The sequence below is a fragment of the Hallella mizrahii genome (genome assembly GCF_009695775.1).
Lineage (GTDB): Bacteria > Bacteroidota > Bacteroidia > Bacteroidales > Bacteroidaceae > Prevotella > Prevotella mizrahii.
On record NZ_VUNG01000056.1, the window covers coordinates 1 to 18,514 of the forward strand.

12 protein-coding genes and 1 tRNA gene are annotated in these 18,514 nt (G+C 47.6%); 8 read left to right on the forward strand and 5 right to left on the reverse strand.

The window, feature by feature from the left end; genetic code table 11:
- Positions 1-190: 190 nt before the first annotated feature.
- The 3 genes from FYJ73_RS14375 to FYJ73_RS14385 are packed head-to-tail and all read left to right on the forward strand — an operon-like array spanning position 191 to position 4,631.
- On the forward strand, positions 191-1,540 hold the full coding sequence (locus tag FYJ73_RS14375) for a BSAP5b family pore-forming toxin (RefSeq protein WP_154535435.1): 1,350 nt from the start codon (positions 191-193) through the stop codon (positions 1,538-1,540).
- On the forward strand, positions 1,540-3,234 hold the full coding sequence (locus FYJ73_RS14380) for a BSAP5a family pore-forming toxin (RefSeq protein ID WP_154535436.1): 1,695 nt from the start codon (positions 1,540-1,542) through the stop codon (positions 3,232-3,234). The genes FYJ73_RS14375 and FYJ73_RS14380 overlap by 1 nt, the downstream gene beginning before the upstream one ends.
- Complete coding sequence (locus tag FYJ73_RS14385; protein ID WP_154535437.1) at positions 3,231-4,631, forward strand: leucine-rich repeat domain-containing protein; 1,401 nt, start codon at positions 3,231-3,233, stop codon at positions 4,629-4,631. The genes FYJ73_RS14380 and FYJ73_RS14385 overlap by 4 nt, the downstream gene beginning before the upstream one ends.
- 92 nt (positions 4,632-4,723) lie before the next feature.
- On the opposite strand, the gene FYJ73_RS14390 is transcribed toward FYJ73_RS14385, so the two are convergent.
- Positions 4,724-5,827: a PDDEXK nuclease domain-containing protein gene (locus tag FYJ73_RS14390; protein ID WP_154535438.1), complete on the reverse strand. Its 1,104-nt coding sequence runs from the start codon at positions 5,825-5,827 to the stop codon at positions 4,724-4,726.
- Between the two features lie 295 nt (positions 5,828-6,122).
- On the opposite strand from FYJ73_RS14390, the gene FYJ73_RS14395 reads away from it, so the two are divergent.
- Positions 6,123-7,565, forward strand: a complete 1,443-nt coding sequence (locus FYJ73_RS14395) for an AAA family ATPase (RefSeq protein WP_154535439.1) — start codon at positions 6,123-6,125, stop codon at positions 7,563-7,565.
- Positions 7,566-7,822: 257 nt separating this feature from the next.
- Here the strand turns inward: FYJ73_RS14395 and FYJ73_RS14400 are convergent.
- Positions 7,823-7,896 (reverse strand) — tRNA-Ile (locus tag FYJ73_RS14400).
- Positions 7,897-8,065: 169 nt separating this feature from the next.
- Between FYJ73_RS14400 and FYJ73_RS14405 the strand changes: the two genes are divergently transcribed.
- The 3 genes from FYJ73_RS14405 to FYJ73_RS14415 are packed head-to-tail and all read left to right on the forward strand — an operon-like array spanning position 8,066 to position 12,653.
- Positions 8,066-10,795: a calcium-translocating P-type ATPase, PMCA-type gene (locus FYJ73_RS14405; RefSeq protein WP_154535440.1), complete on the forward strand. Its 2,730-nt coding sequence runs from the start codon at positions 8,066-8,068 to the stop codon at positions 10,793-10,795.
- A complete protein-coding gene (locus FYJ73_RS14410) occupies positions 10,792-11,757 on the forward strand; it encodes a bifunctional riboflavin kinase/FAD synthetase (RefSeq protein WP_154535441.1) in 966 nt (321 codons plus the stop codon). The genes FYJ73_RS14405 and FYJ73_RS14410 overlap by 4 nt, the downstream gene beginning before the upstream one ends.
- Positions 11,758-11,813: 56 nt before the next feature.
- Positions 11,814-12,653 (forward strand): CPBP family intramembrane glutamic endopeptidase, encoded by an 840-nt coding sequence (locus FYJ73_RS14415; protein ID WP_154535442.1) that lies wholly within the window; start codon positions 11,814-11,816, stop codon positions 12,651-12,653.
- A gap of 830 nt (positions 12,654-13,483) precedes the next feature.
- Here the strand turns inward: FYJ73_RS14415 and FYJ73_RS14420 are convergent.
- Positions 13,484-15,865, reverse strand: a complete 2,382-nt coding sequence (locus FYJ73_RS14420; protein WP_235899397.1) for a pectate lyase family protein — start codon at positions 15,863-15,865, stop codon at positions 13,484-13,486.
- Positions 15,866-15,874: 9 nt separating this feature from the next.
- Positions 15,875-16,234 (reverse strand): subtilase, encoded by a 360-nt coding sequence (locus tag FYJ73_RS14425; protein WP_154535443.1) that lies wholly within the window; start codon positions 16,232-16,234, stop codon positions 15,875-15,877.
- A gap of 252 nt (positions 16,235-16,486) precedes the next feature.
- Between FYJ73_RS14425 and FYJ73_RS14430 the strand changes: the two genes are divergently transcribed.
- Entirely contained in the window at positions 16,487-17,164 is a 678-nt protein-coding gene (locus FYJ73_RS14430; protein ID WP_154535444.1) for a hypothetical protein, read from the forward strand.
- Positions 17,165-17,476: 312 nt separating this feature from the next.
- Here FYJ73_RS14430 and FYJ73_RS14435 read toward each other — a convergent pair whose 3' ends face one another.
- On the reverse strand, positions 17,477-17,971 hold the full coding sequence (locus FYJ73_RS14435; protein ID WP_154535446.1) for a pyruvate ferredoxin oxidoreductase: 495 nt from the start codon (positions 17,969-17,971) through the stop codon (positions 17,477-17,479).
- Between the last annotated feature and the right edge of the window lie 543 nt (positions 17,972-18,514).

Below are 18,514 nucleotides of genomic sequence, written 5' to 3' on the forward strand. Positions count from 1 at the left end.
CCAATGTTGCATCCTTATTTGCCGGAAATGCTACATTGCTAATTTCCGAAATCTGCTACATTCATTTTTCCGAAATCTGCTACATTGCTAATTTCTGAAATTTGTTGGTGCAAAGATACCGATTACACCGGAAAGCCACAAAAGAGTGTAGCGGTAATATAAAACATATATATTCTAAATTTTATAAAAGATGAAAAGCATTTTTTACTTATGCGCATTTATCATTGCGATGACTCTGTTCTCGTGCTCCGATGGCACAGAGCAATCCATAAGTGATGCTTCACTTCCTTCAAAGGAACAAGCACCCTTGAATCACTTGACAAGAGCATCAGACTCTTCTGATAGTCTCTGCCTACTTGAATTCGACGATTCAATGAGATCTCTCTTGAATTTCCGGACTAAAGTTGTTCGTCATACTAGGAAAGTTGGACAGTCTCCAGCAGATTATGACGCCAACTTTAGTAGCAACATGTTTGCTATACGTGAGCTTCCTGTTACTATAGAGGTGATGGAAGCCGGGAAAAACAAGAGTCAGAGATATCTGTGGTGCAATCGGGCTGGATCTGAGGTAAAACTTACTGATAATAAAAATGCTTTTGATATAAGCCAGCAGTTTTATCTCAAGATTCTGCCTGCTTCATCTGGTATTCCATATCTGTTGTATTCGGAATCGTCAAAGACTCCGTTAACGGTAGGACATTATAGGAAGACTCCCAACGTTAATATTCTGATGTCAAACAGCAAGGATGATATCTCTAATCCTTTTGTTGGCTGGGATCTTAAACCGACAAGTGCCGCCGGGTATTTTGCTATAGAAAACGAAATGTTCCTTGGACAAAAGGATCCTAAGAATATGTGGTCTGTGTTCAACTATTATTTGGAAGTAAACGATAATAACGAGTTACGTTTTGCCGAATATACAGGAAAGAATCAGCAAAAGTTCTTTATAAAACCTATTGCTCGATTTACGGTCGGCAATGTATCCTATAATTTTGAAGCCGCAAAAGTTACCGATGCGACTCCGTATGAAGTGAAATTCAATAGAGTATTTCAAGGTAAACCAAGAAGTGAAATTGTAGAGGATGTTAACGGTCGCGTAACCGAGAAAAGTTGGTTCCAGCAAAACAGGAGTAATATAAAATTTGACTTGAATACTGACACTCTACTCAAAATGCCAACGGTTCTGGCAAGGAAAGCTCTTCTATTGGATGGAGAACTCCCAAAAATAAGATATAACATTTCTAGCTATCAGAATGTCTATTCATATAGGAAATATACGGTAAAAGGATTTGCGCCCCAAACAAATAAGTGCCTCATTTTAATCACTATGAAGCTTACATCTTATAATGTAGAGGTTCCTTATACGGTATACGCACAATATAATGGACGTGAAATAAAGTTTACCGGGACATGGAAGGGTTATGTAATACCCAATCCGGATTATGTCGATCCAATTATAACTACGAGGTTTTTTAATATGACGACGGGTGAAGAGATATTTGACTCGGAAGCTGCAAAATCTTTTAAAATTAAGAGGTGATGAGAATACGTATTTTTCAGTTGCTATCTATATTAGTGGTAATCTTTTCGTCTTGCTCAGAATTGGATGAAAAGAATGGATATATCGCTGGAACCCCAGAATTGCACGACACTATATATCAGGCAAGAAATCCTAATCTTCCATGTGTAAAAACACGTAGAATCGATTATGGTAAACTTATGTTTACCCGTGCTTCCGCCAATGAAGATAAGAACGGGAATTTGGGGGAGTTGCTTGGATATTCCTATAAGATTGGTAATACTATTTTAGGTGATCCTAAAAATGTCGGTTACCAAGTAATAGACGTTACTAAAGTGACTGATTATGAACCGTCACTTATATCAAAAAACCACATAGGCCAATCTTCTATTAACAGTTTTTCTTACGCCAGCTATGATGATTTCCTACAAAAGTCACAGTTGACCAAGAAATCAAAATCTGGATTCAGTATCAATGTGTTTAACATATTTAAGATTGGTCGCAAGCATAAAAACACGCAAGTATTTGCTGCCTACATTAGCGACTCTACACGTTCTGTGTATGGAGAAGCAAATGTCTCCTTTTACAACTCTGAGTTTAAGCTAAATTCATCAGAAGGCTCATTGCATACATTTGCCTTGTCTTGCCTGGCAAAATCCTTTATAAGGAACCTTTATGGTTCACCGGCAGGTGATATCCTTGATAACTATGGGGATTTTATCTTGACTGATTATCTGACAGAAGGGAAAATGACGGCATTATTTGCAGGTATGACCAGGTCGACCGTTGCTGTTAAAGAACGGTTGCAGGCTATGGACCAAGAGATCAATGCCTCTATAGATTATAAAACTGATAAGGGCACTATCAACTTCAAGCTTGACAGTTTGAATATAGGGAAAAATAACGGTAGCATTTCGGGAAGGAAGAGTTTTCTTGAAAAAAGTTATGCATGTGTCAATACATATGGTGGTAAGCATGGTATAAACATGGTTGATAACCCCTTCGATTTACATACGTCTTCGATTAATTTGACACCATGGACTCAATCTTTGGATGATGAAAATACACACTCTATCGTTTCTATTGGTGACGGAGGACTCATTCATATAAGTGATGTAGTACTGGAAGACAATTATAAGAAACGCCTAAAGTACACTTCGGCTGGATATCTGGTTGGTTATAGTAGATTCCTCCCAACTTTTATCGAGATCTCTCGGTATTATATAAAACATTCAGAGAAGTATGACAAGGATTTGTATGGTATAGCTGCAATATTGAACACACGGCAAGGGGACAAAATAATCCTTACAGACCCATCGGACAAGGATCTTACAGAAGATGAATTGATAAAAAATGATGATAACAATGTATTCTTTGCTAAGGCCTCACAGATTGCTGAAAAAATGAAGAAAGTTTTCAGTATAGAGATTAAGTCAAATGTTTATGGACATTTTAATCCACATATTCTCGATCCTCTTTGTGAAGTGGTAACCGTAGACTTTTCTGATATGCATTGGATTGAGAACAAAAATATGAGATTGAAGTACATATACAATAAAGAGCACAAAATTGCGTTCTCTGTATATGACGATGAATTAGAAGGCGACTATGTGTTAGACGAGTATGGTATAAGGGATTGGTATGACGAAAATTGCACATATAAAAGTATAGCTCTCGGCACTATAACCAGAACATTCAAAATTATCGGATTATGAAAACCAAAAATATATTACTTGTAGCATTGGCTGTATTAACTGTCTCCTCGTGCAAAGATAGTGAGGAGGAAGAGCCGATGAATCCTGTGACGGAGCAGATCCTTGCCACGGGGCTCAATGTTGGGGCTGATGGTGTAGACACAACTGTTGTCTTCCCGAAATCAGATGCGTATGGGGTTGACATCAACTTCGCTTCCGGTAGCGGTAAATGGATGTCGGCGAAAGAATGTACGGATGCTGTTACGGGAGCACAGGGTATCCGCATTCAGTGTGCACCATCCGATACTTCTCTCTTTGCCAGAGAGGCTACGGTAAACATCTCCTCACCGCGAGGCAACTATGTAGTGAAGGTGAATCAGAAGCCCTATAAGTTGGCATATTTCACGGATAGTATTATCTATGTCAAAAATACGGGAGGTAGCGTTGTTCTCCGCGTTAAGGCCAATTCTCCATTTAAAATAAAAAAAATACCCCAGATAACAGGTTCTGGAGAGAATACAAAATTTGTGGATACAAGTTGGTTGGAAGAAATTTATAAGAAGGTGAACTGCAATGAAGGCCAGACGTTGGAATTTCCCTTCGGAGTCCAGTTGAACACCGGCCTGGGTAGAAGTGCATCCTATGGAATCTCAGTCGAGAGCATTCTTCCTAATGATAATGCTCGTGGCATTAAGGTTAGAGATATCATTGAGGTTAGACAGGAGCCACGCACGCTGAATGCATCGGAAACGATTAAATTTGGGATGTTCTCAGAGCCGCTTAGCGTGTTATTGGGGCAAGACAAAGAGAATCTCTCAAGGCTGAGAAAACTTACAATGACAGGATACCCGACCCCTTATGACATTGAATATGCTGCTAAAATAGGTAAGTTGTCACTTGACACGCTGGATATGTCGGGTTTGAATGCCACGTTCTATTCTGACGAGTTCGATATCGAAGAAAGAGAGTTCTTCGGTTCCCATCTGTCGAGGATCCTGCTTCCCCAAGGCATCGGGGCAATTCGTAATGAGGCTTTTGCCAACTGTAAGAACCTCAAGACTGTTGTTCTGCCTTCCAGTGTTGAGCACATCGGTGTCGAGGCATTTGCCAGCTCTCCAAAGATCGAAGAAATCGTGATTCCGGCAGATTCCAAGCTCAGTAGTATCTACGATGAGGCCTTTAACACGGGTGGAACCCTGACGACCCTCTTTATTCCGAAGGCTGCTAATCTATCAGCCAAAGCGCTCAAAGGGCTCCGGGTGAAGAACCTGCATGTCGCCTTAACGACGCCGCCGACATTGGATTCGGATACCGAAGTCGATCGTAGCAAGAGTACGCTGTATGTTCCGAAAGGGTGTAAGGACAAGTATGCGTCAGCAACCTATTGGAAGGACTTCGGAAAGATAGTGGAGGAATAAACGAAGGCTTGTGGCTGATTAAGTCACAAGTGATAAGATAAAGAAAAGCCAAGGTGTTGATTATCATTATCAGTGCTTTGGCTTTTTACATATTACAGTAGTTTCTTCAATTCCTCCATGTCGGGAAGCGCATCACGCAATTCTTTCGGCAGTTCTTTTGACGTACGGTATGTCGCTACGCCCATTGGTTTGGAAGTGTCCCGGAACGACAACTCGACAATCTTGTTGCTTTTTGACTTACAGAGAATAATTCCGATGGATGGATTCTCGTCCGGTAACTTCACATATTCATCGAGGGCAGAGAGATAGAAGTTGAGCTTGCCAGAGTACTCAGGCTTGAATTCCCCTCGTTTGAGTTCAAACGCCACAAGGCTATGAAGCTTACGAGAGAAGAACAGCAGGTCGATGTAATAGTCGTGCCCGTCAACTTCCAAATGATATTGGTTACCCATAAAGGCAAAGTCTTTGCCGAACGCCATGATGAAGTTCTTAATATTCTGAATAATGCTCTGCTCGATAACTCGCTCGTCGGTATCTTCCGGGTCTTCTATGTTGATGAAGTCAAGCAGATATTCATCCTTAAACGACTGCAATGCTTTCTTTTTGAAGTCATCATCAGAAATAGTCTTTTGAAAGTTGGTCTGCTTGATCGAGCCTTCCTTATGATACAAATCTTCAGCTATTCTTCGCTTGAGGTTTTCTACAGTCCAAAACTCATGAGCGCAGCGGCTAATGTAGAATAATCGCTCGTCTATGTCCTTGACTCTCATTAATATCTCAGTGTGGCAAGTAAAGCCTACTGACATAAAATCAGTCATCGAAAATTCGGCAGTTGATAACTGGCGAATTTCATAATTTGTTGTGACATAATTGCTTAGTAAATCGCCAGTTAACAACTGGCGATTTATATAAGGACTCCATTCTTCAAAGAACATTCTCATATTCTTGATGTTGCTAACTGAGAATCCTCTTAGTCCTGGCAACTCTTGTTGCAATGCTTTAGCAATGGCATCAATGGCACCCTTGCCCCAATAGCCATCGCGACTGTGTGCAGATACATAGCCACCGACAGAGTAGTAGAGCTTCAGCAACTCTTTATTGGCGAGTTTTGCAGCCTGGTACCGGCTCCTCAGGATAGCGCTCTTGATGTCCTTTACTGCCTGTATGTATTCTTGTGAGATATGAGATACTTCCATATATTCCTTCGTTGTTGATAGCGCAAAGATACAACATTTCCTTGATGATTCTATCGTTTGGGCAAAGAAATCTCTTTGGGGAAATTCAATCTTCTGCCACTTTGCATAAGCTTTAGCTGCACTCGGCATAACCCAAGCAAGTTTGGTTCTGCACTCGTTTGCAAAATCTTTGCGAACACCGAACACGATTTGCGGACACGGAGGGATGATTCATTGATTTGCTATAAAATATTACTGTTTATTTGGCTATGAAATTAATTTTATCTACCTTTGTAGCCAAATAAAAAGCAATAATATGGTAATAGGTAGAGACAAGGAGATAGTAGAACTGAATCGCTTGTATAGCAGCCATCAGGCACAGTTCGTGGCTATTTATGGACGGCGCAGAGTAGGGAAGACTTTTCTTGTTGATGAGGTATTCAAGGGAAGGATAACGATCCGCCATGCAGGTCTGTCGCCCGTTGAAACCGATAACAAAAAAGACTTGCTTAGGGAACAGTTGCGTAACTTCTATTATTCCCTCTTGAGACAGGGCATGAAGAAATCCAGAATACCATCTTCGTGGCTTGAGGCATTCTTCCTGCTGGAGACATACCTTGAGAAGATAGACAACGGCAAACGTCAATTAGTGTTCCTTGATGAACTGCCATGGATGGATACTCCCCGTTCCGGATTCATGACGGCATTGGAGTCTTTTTGGAACGGTTGGGGATGCCACAGAGACAACTTCATGCTTGTAGTATGTGGATCGGCTACGTCGTGGATGCAGGATAAACTCGTCAATAACCATGGAGGACTGTACGACAGACTTACTTACGAGATTAAACTTTCGCCATTCACTCTGAAGGAATGTGAGCAGTATTTTAAGGCTGCCAATGTGCAGATGTCCAGGTACGACATTACTCAATGCTATATGTCCATAGGCGGCATACCTTATTATCTTGGATATTTTCAGACGGGCAAGAGCTTTGCACAGAATATTGACAATATGTTTTTTGATGCAGGCGCACGACTGACGGATGAATATGACCGGTTGTTTACTTCCGTGTTTACACGTCCCGATGACGTGAAGAGAATAGTTGAGTGTCTAAGTGCACGCAACTACGGTTTTACAAGGAACGAGATAAGCGATATTACGAAACTGTCCAACAATGGAAATCTCACTAAGATGCTATATGCCCTCATTGCCAGTGATTTTGTTGTTAAATTCGTTCCCTTTGGGCATAGTAAGCGTGAAGAGTATTATAAACTTGTCGACCCATTCTGCATATTCTATATCCGTTTTGTTCTAAACAACAGCAAGGCGGACAAAACCTTCTGGATACACAATGAAAATACACCTGTTATTGTTTCTTGGCGTGGAATAGCTTTTGAAAATGTCTGTCTCTCTCACATTAAACAAATAAAACATGCCTTGGGCATTGACGGCGTGGCAAGTTCTCAATCTTCGTGGGCATTAAAAGGTGATGATGAGCATAAAGGCGCACAGATTGACCTGCTTATAGATAGGGCAGACCATGTGCTTAACCTTTGTGAGATGAAATTTTACAGTGATGATTTTACTGTAGACAAGGATTACTATCGGAAGCTTCAGTATCGTCAGAAGTTATTGTCAGACAGACTGCCAAAGAGAACAGCCATACATCAGACGCTTGTTACTACCTATGGTCTTAAATACAACGAGTACAGCGGTATATTTCAGAATGTCGTAACCCTTGAGGATTTATTTGCCATCTAAAATCGGCAGACAGTGTCTGCTGAATTTGCATTCTTCTTCCACTTTGCATAAGCTTTAGCTGCACTCGGCATAACCCAAGCAAGCTTGGTTCTGCACTCGTTTGCAAAATCTTTGCGAACACCGAACACGATTTTGCGAACACGGAGGGATGATTTGAGAAAAAAGCGAGGTGTCTAACCTTGCATTCGTGTTCGCAAAATGTTCGCAAAAAGAAAATCAGCAACCTAAGATGAGTCTTAAGTTGCTAATTTTCAGTGTGGACCAGCTAGGGCTTGAACCTAGGACCTCCAGATTATGAGTCTGTTGCTCTAACCAACTGAGCTACAAGTCCAACTTATGCGAACCGAAGGGGCCGATAAGATTTGTGGTGCAAAGATACGAGTTTCCAGTCGAATAGCCAAATATTTTTTGTGAAAAGTAGATAATAAGTCTTCACCATATTGGCTGTTAGGGCTAATTTGACTATCTTTGCAAGCAATAAACACAGCGAAGCAGAATCGATGAAAAGCGAACAGATACTAAACACAGACCCTCATGTAGGGCTCAGCGACGCGCAAGTGGCAGACAGCCGACAGCAATATGGCGACAATGTGCTCACCCCGCCGAAGAAGACTTCCCTTTGGAAGCTCTATCTCGACAAATACCGTGATCCCATCATCCAAATTCTTCTTGTGGCCGCACTGGTGTCTTTGGTGCTGGCCTTTGTGGAACACGACTTTGTGGAGACGTTAGGCATCTTCATCGCTATCTTCATCGCCACGACAGTAGGTTTCTACTTTGAGTGCGACGCTGCACGCAAGTTCCGCGTGCTCACCGCCATCAACGAGGATCAACCCGTGAAGGTGCGACGTGACGGAAAGGTGATGGAGGTACCCCGCCGCGACGTTGTTGTGGGTGACATCATCCTTGTGGAGACAGGCGACGAGGTTCCCGCCGACGCTGTCCTTGTGGAAGCAGTCAACCTACAAATCGACGAATCGAGTCTGACCGGCGAGCCGCTGACTTCCAAATCGGTGACAGACGCGCAAAGCCAGCAGTCTGCTGACACTGCCAGTCAACTGTCATCACTCAACCCTCAACACTCCGCTGACGCAATCATTCAACATTCATCACTCGGCTCTCAACATTCCTCCGAGGCTTATCCCAAGAACGTGATTCTTCGCTCCACGATGGTGATGAACGGTCGCGGCACGGCAATTGTCACGCGCGTCGGCGACAGCACTGAGATCGGAAAGGTAGCCACAGAGGCCACGGAAGCCACCCAGACCAAGACACCGCTGAACCTTCAACTCGACAAACTGGCCAAGCTCATCTCCAAGGTAGGTACCGGCGTCTCCATCGCCGCCTTTGTCATCTTCCTTGGTCACGACATTCTCACCAACAGTCTTTGGCACACCACCGACTATCTCTCCATGCTGCAAGTAGTGCTGAACTACTTCATGATGGCCGTCACGCTGATTGTCATGGCCGTACCCGAAGGTTTGCCGATGGCCGTGACGCTGGCGCTGGCACTGAACATGCGCCGGATGCTGAAGTTCAACAATCTCGTACGCAAGCTGCACGCCTCGGAGACGATGGGCGCCGTCACCGTGATCTGTACCGACAAGACGGGCACACTGACCCAAAACCGTATGACCGTCCACGACATCCAGCTTGTTGAAGGCGACCACCTCGTCAAAGCAGAGGAAGCCACCACTGCGACAAAAGCCAGATTTTCCGAAGCTGTCGCTGCGAACACCACGGCCGAACTCGACGAGAACAACGCCCCCATCGGCAACCCCACCGAAGGAGCCTTGCTCATGTGGCTGCAACAGCAGAGCAAGGACTATCAACAACAGAGAGCATCACAGCCCGTTGACAGTCAGATCCCCTTCTCCACAGAAAAGAAATACATGGCCACCACAGTTGTCCTCAACGACAAAAAGCGGACATATATAAAAGGAGCACCAGAGATCATTGCCTCGCTGTGCGATCTCGCCGAGCCTCAGCAGATCCATCTGCGCGAAGTGCTGTCGGGCTATCAGCGTCAGGCCATGCGCACCTTGGCCTTTGCTTGGCGTGACGGCGACTTCAGCGAAGAGGGCGGATACACGTTCCAGGGCATCGCTGCCATCAGCGATCCTGTCCGTGAAGACGTACCCTCGGCCGTATCCACCTGCCGTGGCGCCGGCATCAAGATCAAGGTTGTCACCGGCGACACCTCAGCCACAGCCGTAGAGATAGCCCGTCAGATCGGCATCTGGCCTAAGGAAGAAACCACCAAGGCCGAAGAGCTTCGTTGGCACATCACCGGCAGCGACTTTGCCGCACTGAGCGATGAGGAAGCCTACGACCGCGTGGAGGACATCCGCGTGATGTCGCGCGCACGTCCGACAGACAAGCAGCGTCTCGTGCAACTCCTTCAGAAGCACGGTGAAGTGGTTGCTGTCACCGGCGACGGCACCAACGACGCACCGGCTCTCAACCACGCCCACGTGGGACTCTCGCTTGGCTCGGGCACATCGGTAGCCAAGCAAGCCTCCGACATCACCCTGCTCGACGACAGCTTCCACTCCATCGCCAACGCCGTGATGTGGGGCCGCTCGCTCTACAAAAACATTCAGCGGTTCCTCTTCTTCCAGCTTGTCGTCAACGTCAGTGCCCTGCTGCTCGTCCTCGGCGGCAGCATCATCGGCACAGAAATGCCGCTCACGGTGACACAGATCCTTTGGGTCAACCTGATCATGGACACCTTTGCCGCCATGGCCCTGGCCTCGTTGCCGCCCTCGCGGGAAGTGATGAAGGACAAACCGCGCAAGTCTTCCGACTTCATCATCTCGAAGTCGATGGGACGCGGCATCCTCGGCTGCGGCATCGTGTTCTTCGCCATCATGTTTGTCTTCCTTATCTGGTGCGAGCGCCATGGTGCGGGCAGCATCATCGACGTACATGAGCTGACGATGTTCTTCACCACCTTTGTCATGCTGCAGTTCTGGAATCTCTTCAACGCGAAGTGCTTAGGCTCCACACACAGTGCCTTCCACAACCTGCGGCACGACGGCGGCCTGCTGCTCGTGTTGCTGCTGATCTTCATTGGACAATGGCTCATCGTCACCTTCGGCGGCCGCATGTTCCGCACCCAACCATTGAGTGCAGAGGAATGGCTCATCATCACGATAGCCACATCCTTGGTACTTGTTGCCGGTGAGCTATGGCGGGCCATCAAACGAATCAAGGAGGCCAAGGCATGAAAACCATCTATTTAGACAGAGACAATACCGAGGACTTGGAGCCGTCCGTGGCCACCATTGGCTTCTTCGACGGTGTGCACCGTGGTCACCGCTTCCTCATCGGTCAGGTCACCGACGAAGCCCGTCGCCGTGGCCTGCGGTCGATGGTCATCACCTTCGACCAGCATCCCCGTCAGGTATTACAGCAAAACTATCAGCCTCAACTGCTGTCCACCCTCGAAAACAAGCTCGTGCTGCTCTCGCGCACGGGCGTCGACTATGTCGTTGTCGTGCATTTCGACCTTGCGCTGGCCTCGCTGAGTGCCCGGCAGTTCATGGAACTCATCCTCCGTCAACAGCTTCGGGTCAGACAACTGGTCATCGGATACGACAACCGCTTTGGCCACGACCGCACCGAAGGCTTCAGCGACTATGTGCGCTACGGCCGCGAGATGGGCATCGACGTGGTGCAGAGCGAGCCTTATCTGCTCCATGGCGTGAAGGTCAGCTCGTCGGTAGTGCGCTCGTTTATCCAGGCTGGCGAAATAGAAATGGCCAACGAGTGCCTGGGCTATCCCTACACGATAGAGGGCAAAGTCGTGGACGGCGTGAAAGAGGGCCGTCGCCTGGGCTTCCCCACAGCCAACCTTGGGCCCTCCAGCCTTACCCAACTCTTGCCTGCCGCTGGCGTCTACGGCGTGAAGGTACGCACCGAGGGCAGCATGACACAGCGCCCGGGAATGACCAACATCGGCATGCGACCTACCTTCAGCGGGCACCATCAGACCGTGGAAACCAACATCTTCGACTTCGAGGACAACATCTACGGCCAACGGCTGCTCCTCTCTTTCTACAACCGCATACGCGACGAACGGAAGTTCGACAACGTCGAGCAGCTCATCCAGCAGTTGCGGCAGGACAGAAAAGACATTGAAGAACGGTTCCGGCAGCATGGCACCATCGTGCCTACATCACATGATTAAAGCCGAAAAAGCTCCGCAACAACCCATCAAGAACATATTTCAATCAGTCATCAACCATGAAAAGAAGTTCACTGCACGATATAGCCAACATCGTATTATACGTCATTTTGTTTCTGCTCATCCAGTTGGCTGTTACCTTCGCCGTGGCGATCATCGCCATGTGGATCGGCGGAACACCTTGGCCGGCCATCAGCCAGCATCTACAGACCGGCTCATTGGGACTGAACGGCAAGGAGCTAGTTGCTGCCACAGCCATCAGCAGCGTCCTCACCTTTTGTCTTTTTGTCGCCTGCCACTGGGCTCCTGTCAAACGCGACTGGCTGGCCACGCGGCCGTGGACGGCGCTGATATGGGTGGTACTTCTTGCTCTTGGCACCATCCTGCCGTCGCAATGGCTCGTGGAGCGCATGGAGATCACACTGCCCGAGAGTGCTGAGAAGCTCTTCGAAAGCATCATGGGCGAGCCGCTCGGCTATGTCGCCATTGGCATTCTGGCCCCGTTGGTGGAGGAACTCGTCTTCCGCGGTGCCATTCTCCGCACGCTGCTGAAGCTCTTCGACCGCAAATGGCACTGGGTGCCCATCGTCATCTCGGCGCTTATCTTCAGTGCCGTACACATGAATGTTCCGCAGTTTGTCCATGCTGCGCTCATTGGCTTGCTGTTAGGCTGGATGTACTATCGCACCGACTCCATCGTTCCGGGTGTTGCTTTCCACTGGGTCAACAACACGGTAGCCTTTGTCATGTTCCACATGATGCCGCAGATGAACGACGGCAAACTCATCGACCTTTTCCACGGCAACCATACCACGATGATGCTCAGCCTGCTCTTCTCGCTCTGCATCTTCCTGCCCGCTCTGTTCCAGCTCAGCATCAGACTAAAGAGAGCCAAATAAGAGACCCAAGCCCTTCCCTAGCCCAAGCCCAAGCCCTACCCATTCCCTCCCCAAGGGGAGGGAATGGCAATACCATAGCCCTTCCCTAACCCTCCCCGAGGGGAGGGAATGGCAATACCCGCAACATTGGTTTGCCATACAAGCATTAGAATTTAAGCTAACGCTCCGCTACGCGGAATAAAGAATATAACCGAATATCAAGAAAATATATTCTAGATATTCGGTTATATTCTTGATACCATCGAAGATGGTGCGCTAAAAGAAAACGGCAACGACAGACACCTTTCAACCCAACTTAAATCCTTTTGCTATTTCTTTACAAAACACCTTCAACTTTCACTCACAATCTAGAGAATGAAAAATCAACTCGGCGACCTAAAATCGACAAAATTCAGACTTCTCCCATCGGTTTTAGCTTGATTTTGAACAGAAAAAGGTTGTTTGAACCCGTCATCTCAGTTGTTTGACATGATAAAACAACTGAGATGATCAGATAAAACAACTGAGATGACCAGGTCATCTCAGTGTTTTAACCGAAAATTTTCTAGAGAATTTTGGAAGAAACAACTTGTTTTGTCCTTGTGGAAAACCAGAATATTCATAACAGACTTATTATCAGATACATACAGAAAATAGCTGATTTCCGCAAAAATCAGAGCAAAGGAGGTCTTCACTCAAAAGAATCGATTCTCAGAGCCCGTTTTTTGTCAGTTTTCACAACAAGGAAGGGATACGATAAAAACGGTGGCAACGCAGATGTAACGACGCGGTAGGTGGCGACCCACCATGGCCGCCCCACCCTCGCGTAACCGATATCGACCGAGCGAATGTCACTCTGCCGAGATGCCCACCATCTTGCTTTGATAGCTGTCTATTGCTGTGGAAAGGGCAGCGTTGATGGTATACGAACTGTCATCGGAAGCAGAGAATGTCCACTTGAAGTCGCCTTTGCCCAAGCGGCCTGCTCCCGTCCATCCCGTGACCTCAGCAGGCACTTGAGTGGCGGCGGCGGGCTTGTAAGTGTACATCAGTGTGCTATTGGTATCGAAGTTGTCGTAAGCCGTACCGCCCACAAGTGCTTTCACACTGCCGGGGACCTGCTCGTCGCGCGAAGCCACCTCGTAGCAGTCGAAACTCGCAGCGCTCTCGTGCTGCGTGATCGGTGTGAAGTTGGAACTCAAGCCTTTGTCGGCATAGACATTGCCGTAGCTCTTGATCATTCCACCCGTCTCGCCCGAGAAGGTACCGCCGCCCTTGGCATCCGTTCCCTGCTGAGAGATGAGCATCGGATCCTTTGTGGCACGAAAATAGTTGCTCTCCACAAAGACACTCGAACCGCTCGTGGCACCCACACCATACTTTGCGCAACCGTCGTAATAGTTGTTCCATACGTGCACACTCATCGTGCGCACACGCGGATGGCGCGAGTCGCTGTGGTCAAACCAGTTGTGATGGTAGTCGATATAATTCGGTTCCGACTCACTCGTCATGCCGCAGAGCGACGACTTGCCGCTGTCGAAATAGTGGTTGTAAGCCACGGTGATATATTGCGAGTCACCTTTGATGTCAGTGGTGCCGTCACCTTTCACCTGGTCGGCATCGCTTCCCTTCTGTCCGTAGAAGAAGTCGAGGTGATGCACCCAAATGAATTTATTGTCGGTGTCTATCGACACGCAGTCATCCATACAGCGCATGATGGCGAAATTGCGCAGCTCCACATTGGCAGCATTGCGTAGCAGCAAGCCGAAGCCGCGCAATGTTGCGTCGTCGCCAATGCCTTCCAAGGTGATAAAGAGATTGCTGTAGGCTTTCTTGCCCTTAATTTGCAAGCCCTCAGACGACGAGGAGACGGCGTCGAGATCAGCTTTCTCCACCAGTCCGATGAAGCGGACGTCGAGAGGCCGTGTCTCATATCCTTTTTGATAAGCGTCGAGGATGGATTGCAAGCCCGTGAAAGTAGTCACGTTAGTAGCCTTGGAGCCTGTCTTCACCTCACAAGTCACGGTCTTGGCCGTCTGCGCCGTGACATAGATGACGCGCGCGTCGGACTTCAGCGATCCATCGTCGTTGTAGGCACCGACACCCGCGTTGTCGAGATGAGCAAAGCCCGAGCGGTCGTAGTTGAGCACCGTCATGGCCGTAGCCTCATTGGCGTTTGTCTCCAGCTCCTTGCCTTTGCTCACCGGCACGACCTTCATGTCGTAGTTGCCGGCTTTGAGTCCTACCATGTCAGCACGATAGGTGTCGCCATAGCTGCGCACGAGCATGGAGTCGATGCGCGTGTAGGATGCGAAGTCGCCACCTTTTATATATACGTGATAGAGCGTGCAGTCGCCGAGCTTCTTAAACTTCACGTAAGCCGACTCCAACCAGCCTTTAGCCTCCGTAATCTCCACCTTGCCGTCCTCATTGCTTATCTTTCCTCCGGTGCTGTTGCCCGAGGCCTTGGCAAAACTCACGTTCTTTGGTGTGTAATAGACATCCTGCCAATCGGTGCCGCGGACATAGAGCGTATCCTTGTCGACGGCGATCTTGGTGATGTCAGCGGTATTGTAGTATTTCAGGCTGCTGTTGCTGTTGGTGACCAGGGCTTGGTTGGCCTGGCTGTCAAACGCCACGGCGTGGTCAGAGACATCGGCTTTCGTACCAGTAGAAGTGCCGCCCTTCTCCGTTACTGAGATGGAGAAGAGATAGACGCCGCCGGTGGTGGTGAGCGTCACGTCACCGTCTGCGGTCACCGTGGCCGAGCAGTCTGCCCCAGTGTTGGAGCTGCTCGAGAAAGCCGTTTCGCTGAGATTGGTAAGCTTCAACGAGCGGTCTTTGCCTTTTGACGACGGACCGAAGTTCACCTTCACGGTAGCACCGGCCGTGAGATTCGGTATCCTCACCACAATGTCCGAGCCGTTCAGCCCTAACCGCTTGTTCACGTCGACACGAATATTCCCTGCTGTGGTGCTCGTGAAATAGAGTCCTGCCGTCATCGTCAACGTCTGTCCGTTGGCAGCGAGCTGTGCGTCAGCAACAGCCAGCTTGTTGGCATAGCGGTTGTTCTTTGTCTCATAGGTCCAACCCGCCACGTCAGCCTTTAAGGCACTCACGTCTGTCGACGGCGTGGAAGTAAAGTTCCAGGAAGCATCTGCCCATGCCCAGCCGGGGAAGAGCAAGAGGGCAAACAGTGTCAATAGCGTTTTGAGAATGTTTTTCTTCATCATCTGAACCTCCTATTTCTTTATTTCCTTTTTACCATTTACGATATAGACGCCCTTAGGAAGCTTGGTTTTGTCCTTTCCCATATACTGTCCTGAGAGTGAATAGATGCGACCGTCAGCAGGCTGCTGCTTGTCTTTATTCACGGTTTTGATGCCGGTTGCAGTGCCAAAGGCAATGTTCACGGTGGACATATCCGCCGTCTGCGTGGTGCCGTCGGTAAAGGACAGTTTCACGTCCGTACCGCTGAAGGTGATCTCCTTCACGGTTTTGTTCACAATAGTGCCGTCGACAGAGACAGTCTGTCCACTGTCTGCCCACACCGCGAAGGGCAGGACGATCATGGCAAAAACAAGAGTTAATCGTTTCTTCATATGGTTTAATTTAGGTGACCGTTTCCTTTCATGTCCTCGATGGCAAAATTAAGAAAAATCCATTGAAGGCAGAAACGAATGCAAAGCTATTATCGTGATGGTTTTCGTAACTACGTTCTAAATTGTCGTAATTTCGTTCAAGCGCCTTGTTTTCATGCACTTAAGAGTTGTAAGGAGACAGATTTTACGCTATATTTGCACTACGAAATAATCAATCCTTATTCAATAATAAACCTAAAAGAGATTACGCTTATGAAGAAACTTTTTACGCTCGCAGCATTGGCTCTTTGCGCTTTGACCATCAACGCACAGACCACGATCTCGTTCTCTGAAGTGAAAGCAGGTGGCTCATTAAACGGTCAGACCATCACCAGCACGCTTGACGGCTTCTCACTCACCGTGACAGACACGAAAAAAAAGGTGTCCGTTGATGGAAACGAAGCCCGCTTTGGCACGGCAGAAAGCAACACGCTTTACGAATATCGCCTGAAATCTGGCGGTAAAAGCAGTTCTGCAAACTGCATGTCCATCGCTGTTCCATCAAGCGGCACCTTAGAGATATGTGTCCGCACTGGCAAAAACGGTGAAACCGACCGCAATCTGGTGCTCACCCAGGACGGGAAGGAGCTGTACAACAAAGTGGTGCAGGAAGCTGATGCTACGTCGATCACACTTGAGGACGGCAACTCCAGCAATGTGTATCCTATTGTCGCCGTGCCTGTCAGCAAAGGCACAGTCGATGTCGCCTACCCTACCAATTCTTTGAATTTCTACGCTTTCACCTTCACGCCAACCACCACCAGCATCAGCAGTACGGTGCAAGCTAAGAAAACAAACAATGTCGCAGACTATAACCTCGCCGGACAACGTGTGGACAAAAACTATAAGGGCATCGTCATCAGCGACGGCAAGAAGGTGATACGGAAATGATTCGTCACTGCTTCTGGCACTGGTGTGCCTAGGCTGGAGACTTGATAATGTGGAACAGAGCGATGCGGTCACCAAGGACCGCACCGCTCCGTGATTTTTAGTATTACGCTGCCATCATCAAGAATCAAGCAGAATAGCCACTAAAAGCTGACGATTTCAAACGGACAAAAAATAAAGGGACCGAACTCACGATTGAGTGTCGGCCCCTTTCTACGTTAGTATGTTATGAAAAATTTGAGAGAATAGAAACTTCACAGCTTCTTAATGTTGTTTTACTAAACATGATTTTATAGAGAAAGCATAGAAATAATCTTATTTGATCATCACCTGCCCCGTGGAGCTCTGCGTGCTTGTCATCGCTCGTGGAACGGAGTCGACAGCGGCACTGTCGCTCATGGCTACCGAAGTGCCTTTTTCTATCTCCGGCTTGGAATAGCCGTCGTAGCTGCTGATCGGGTCTTGATTTTTCTGAGCGAAGGGCACCTGAATGGCATTGCCAAGGGTCAGGACGATGGCGACAATGGCAACGGCCTTGAAGAGCGGACGCAAGCGCTGCGGCATCGAAACGATGCGTGCCTTGACCACCTTAGGCTCCTCTGTCATGGCGAGAATCTTCTCGTCGAAGTCATCACCAAGCACATCAACCTTCGGCTCTTCGCGCTGGTAGGCGAATAGCGGCTGGTAGCGCTTCAAGTCGGCGGGGATGTCGGCCTGACTAAAGAACGCCCGCAAGATGTCTTCCTCTTCCAAGGAAGTCTCGCAGCGCCAATAGCGCTCCAAAAGCTGATTGATATACTTATAGTCCATCATTATTTTTGCATTTACACTATAACGACGAGGGAAATGGATAAAAGTTACAGGGGAATTCCATATTTAACCTTTGATAACAATAAAAGATCAAACTGTAACTACTCAGCGAATGCAGGCCAAAAGGCAGAAAATAAAAAGGTAATGCAGTAAAAAGCTTACTTCTAACTAATAACTACTTGCTAACTTCTCCATCGGTAGTGACATCATCCACAGTAGGGGCGGGGGTTATCCCCGCCCTACCCCCCTTGACGGTAATCATTCCACCCTCCTGTACCACATGTTTGTATATCATTTGCGGGGTTAGGGCGGGGATAAACCCCGCCCCTACGGTCTCACCATATGCGGTACCGTTAACAAAGTAATACTACTAAAACGATGTTGATGCCAACCGCCGAAAAGAATTCCTGAATAGTTACATCAAACTGTAACTACTCAGCGGATGCAGGCCAAAAGGCAGAAAATAAAAAGGTAATGCAGTAAAAAACTTACTTCTAACTAATAACTACTTGCTAACTTCTCCATCGGTAGTGACATCATCCA

Bases quoted from the DNA above. Each gene is read 5' to 3' on its own strand.
- FYJ73_RS14405 (WP_154535440.1), top strand. From the start codon at position 8,066: ATGAAAAGCGAACAGATACTAAACACAGACCCTCATGTAGGGCTCAGC.
- FYJ73_RS14390 (WP_154535438.1), bottom strand. From the start codon at position 5,827: ATGGAAGTATCTCATATCTCACAAGAATACATACAGGCAGTAAAGGAC.
- FYJ73_RS14430 (WP_154535444.1), top strand. From the start codon at position 16,487: ATGAAGAAACTTTTTACGCTCGCAGCATTGGCTCTTTGCGCTTTGACC.
- FYJ73_RS14410 (WP_154535441.1), top strand. From the start codon at position 10,792: ATGAAAACCATCTATTTAGACAGAGACAATACCGAGGACTTGGAGCCG.
- FYJ73_RS14395 (WP_154535439.1), top strand. From the start codon at position 6,123: ATGGTAATAGGTAGAGACAAGGAGATAGTAGAACTGAATCGCTTGTAT.
- FYJ73_RS14420 (WP_235899397.1), bottom strand. From the start codon at position 15,865: ATGATGAAGAAAAACATTCTCAAAACGCTATTGACACTGTTTGCCCTC.
- FYJ73_RS14375 (WP_154535435.1), top strand. From the start codon at position 191: ATGAAAAGCATTTTTTACTTATGCGCATTTATCATTGCGATGACTCTG.
- FYJ73_RS14415 (WP_154535442.1), top strand. From the start codon at position 11,814: ATGAAAAGAAGTTCACTGCACGATATAGCCAACATCGTATTATACGTC.
- FYJ73_RS14385 (WP_154535437.1), top strand. From the start codon at position 3,231: ATGAAAACCAAAAATATATTACTTGTAGCATTGGCTGTATTAACTGTC.
- FYJ73_RS14380 (WP_154535436.1), top strand. From the start codon at position 1,540: ATGAGAATACGTATTTTTCAGTTGCTATCTATATTAGTGGTAATCTTT.
- FYJ73_RS14435 (WP_154535446.1), bottom strand. From the start codon at position 17,971: ATGGACTATAAGTATATCAATCAGCTTTTGGAGCGCTATTGGCGCTGC.
- FYJ73_RS14425 (WP_154535443.1), bottom strand. From the start codon at position 16,234: ATGAAGAAACGATTAACTCTTGTTTTTGCCATGATCGTCCTGCCCTTC.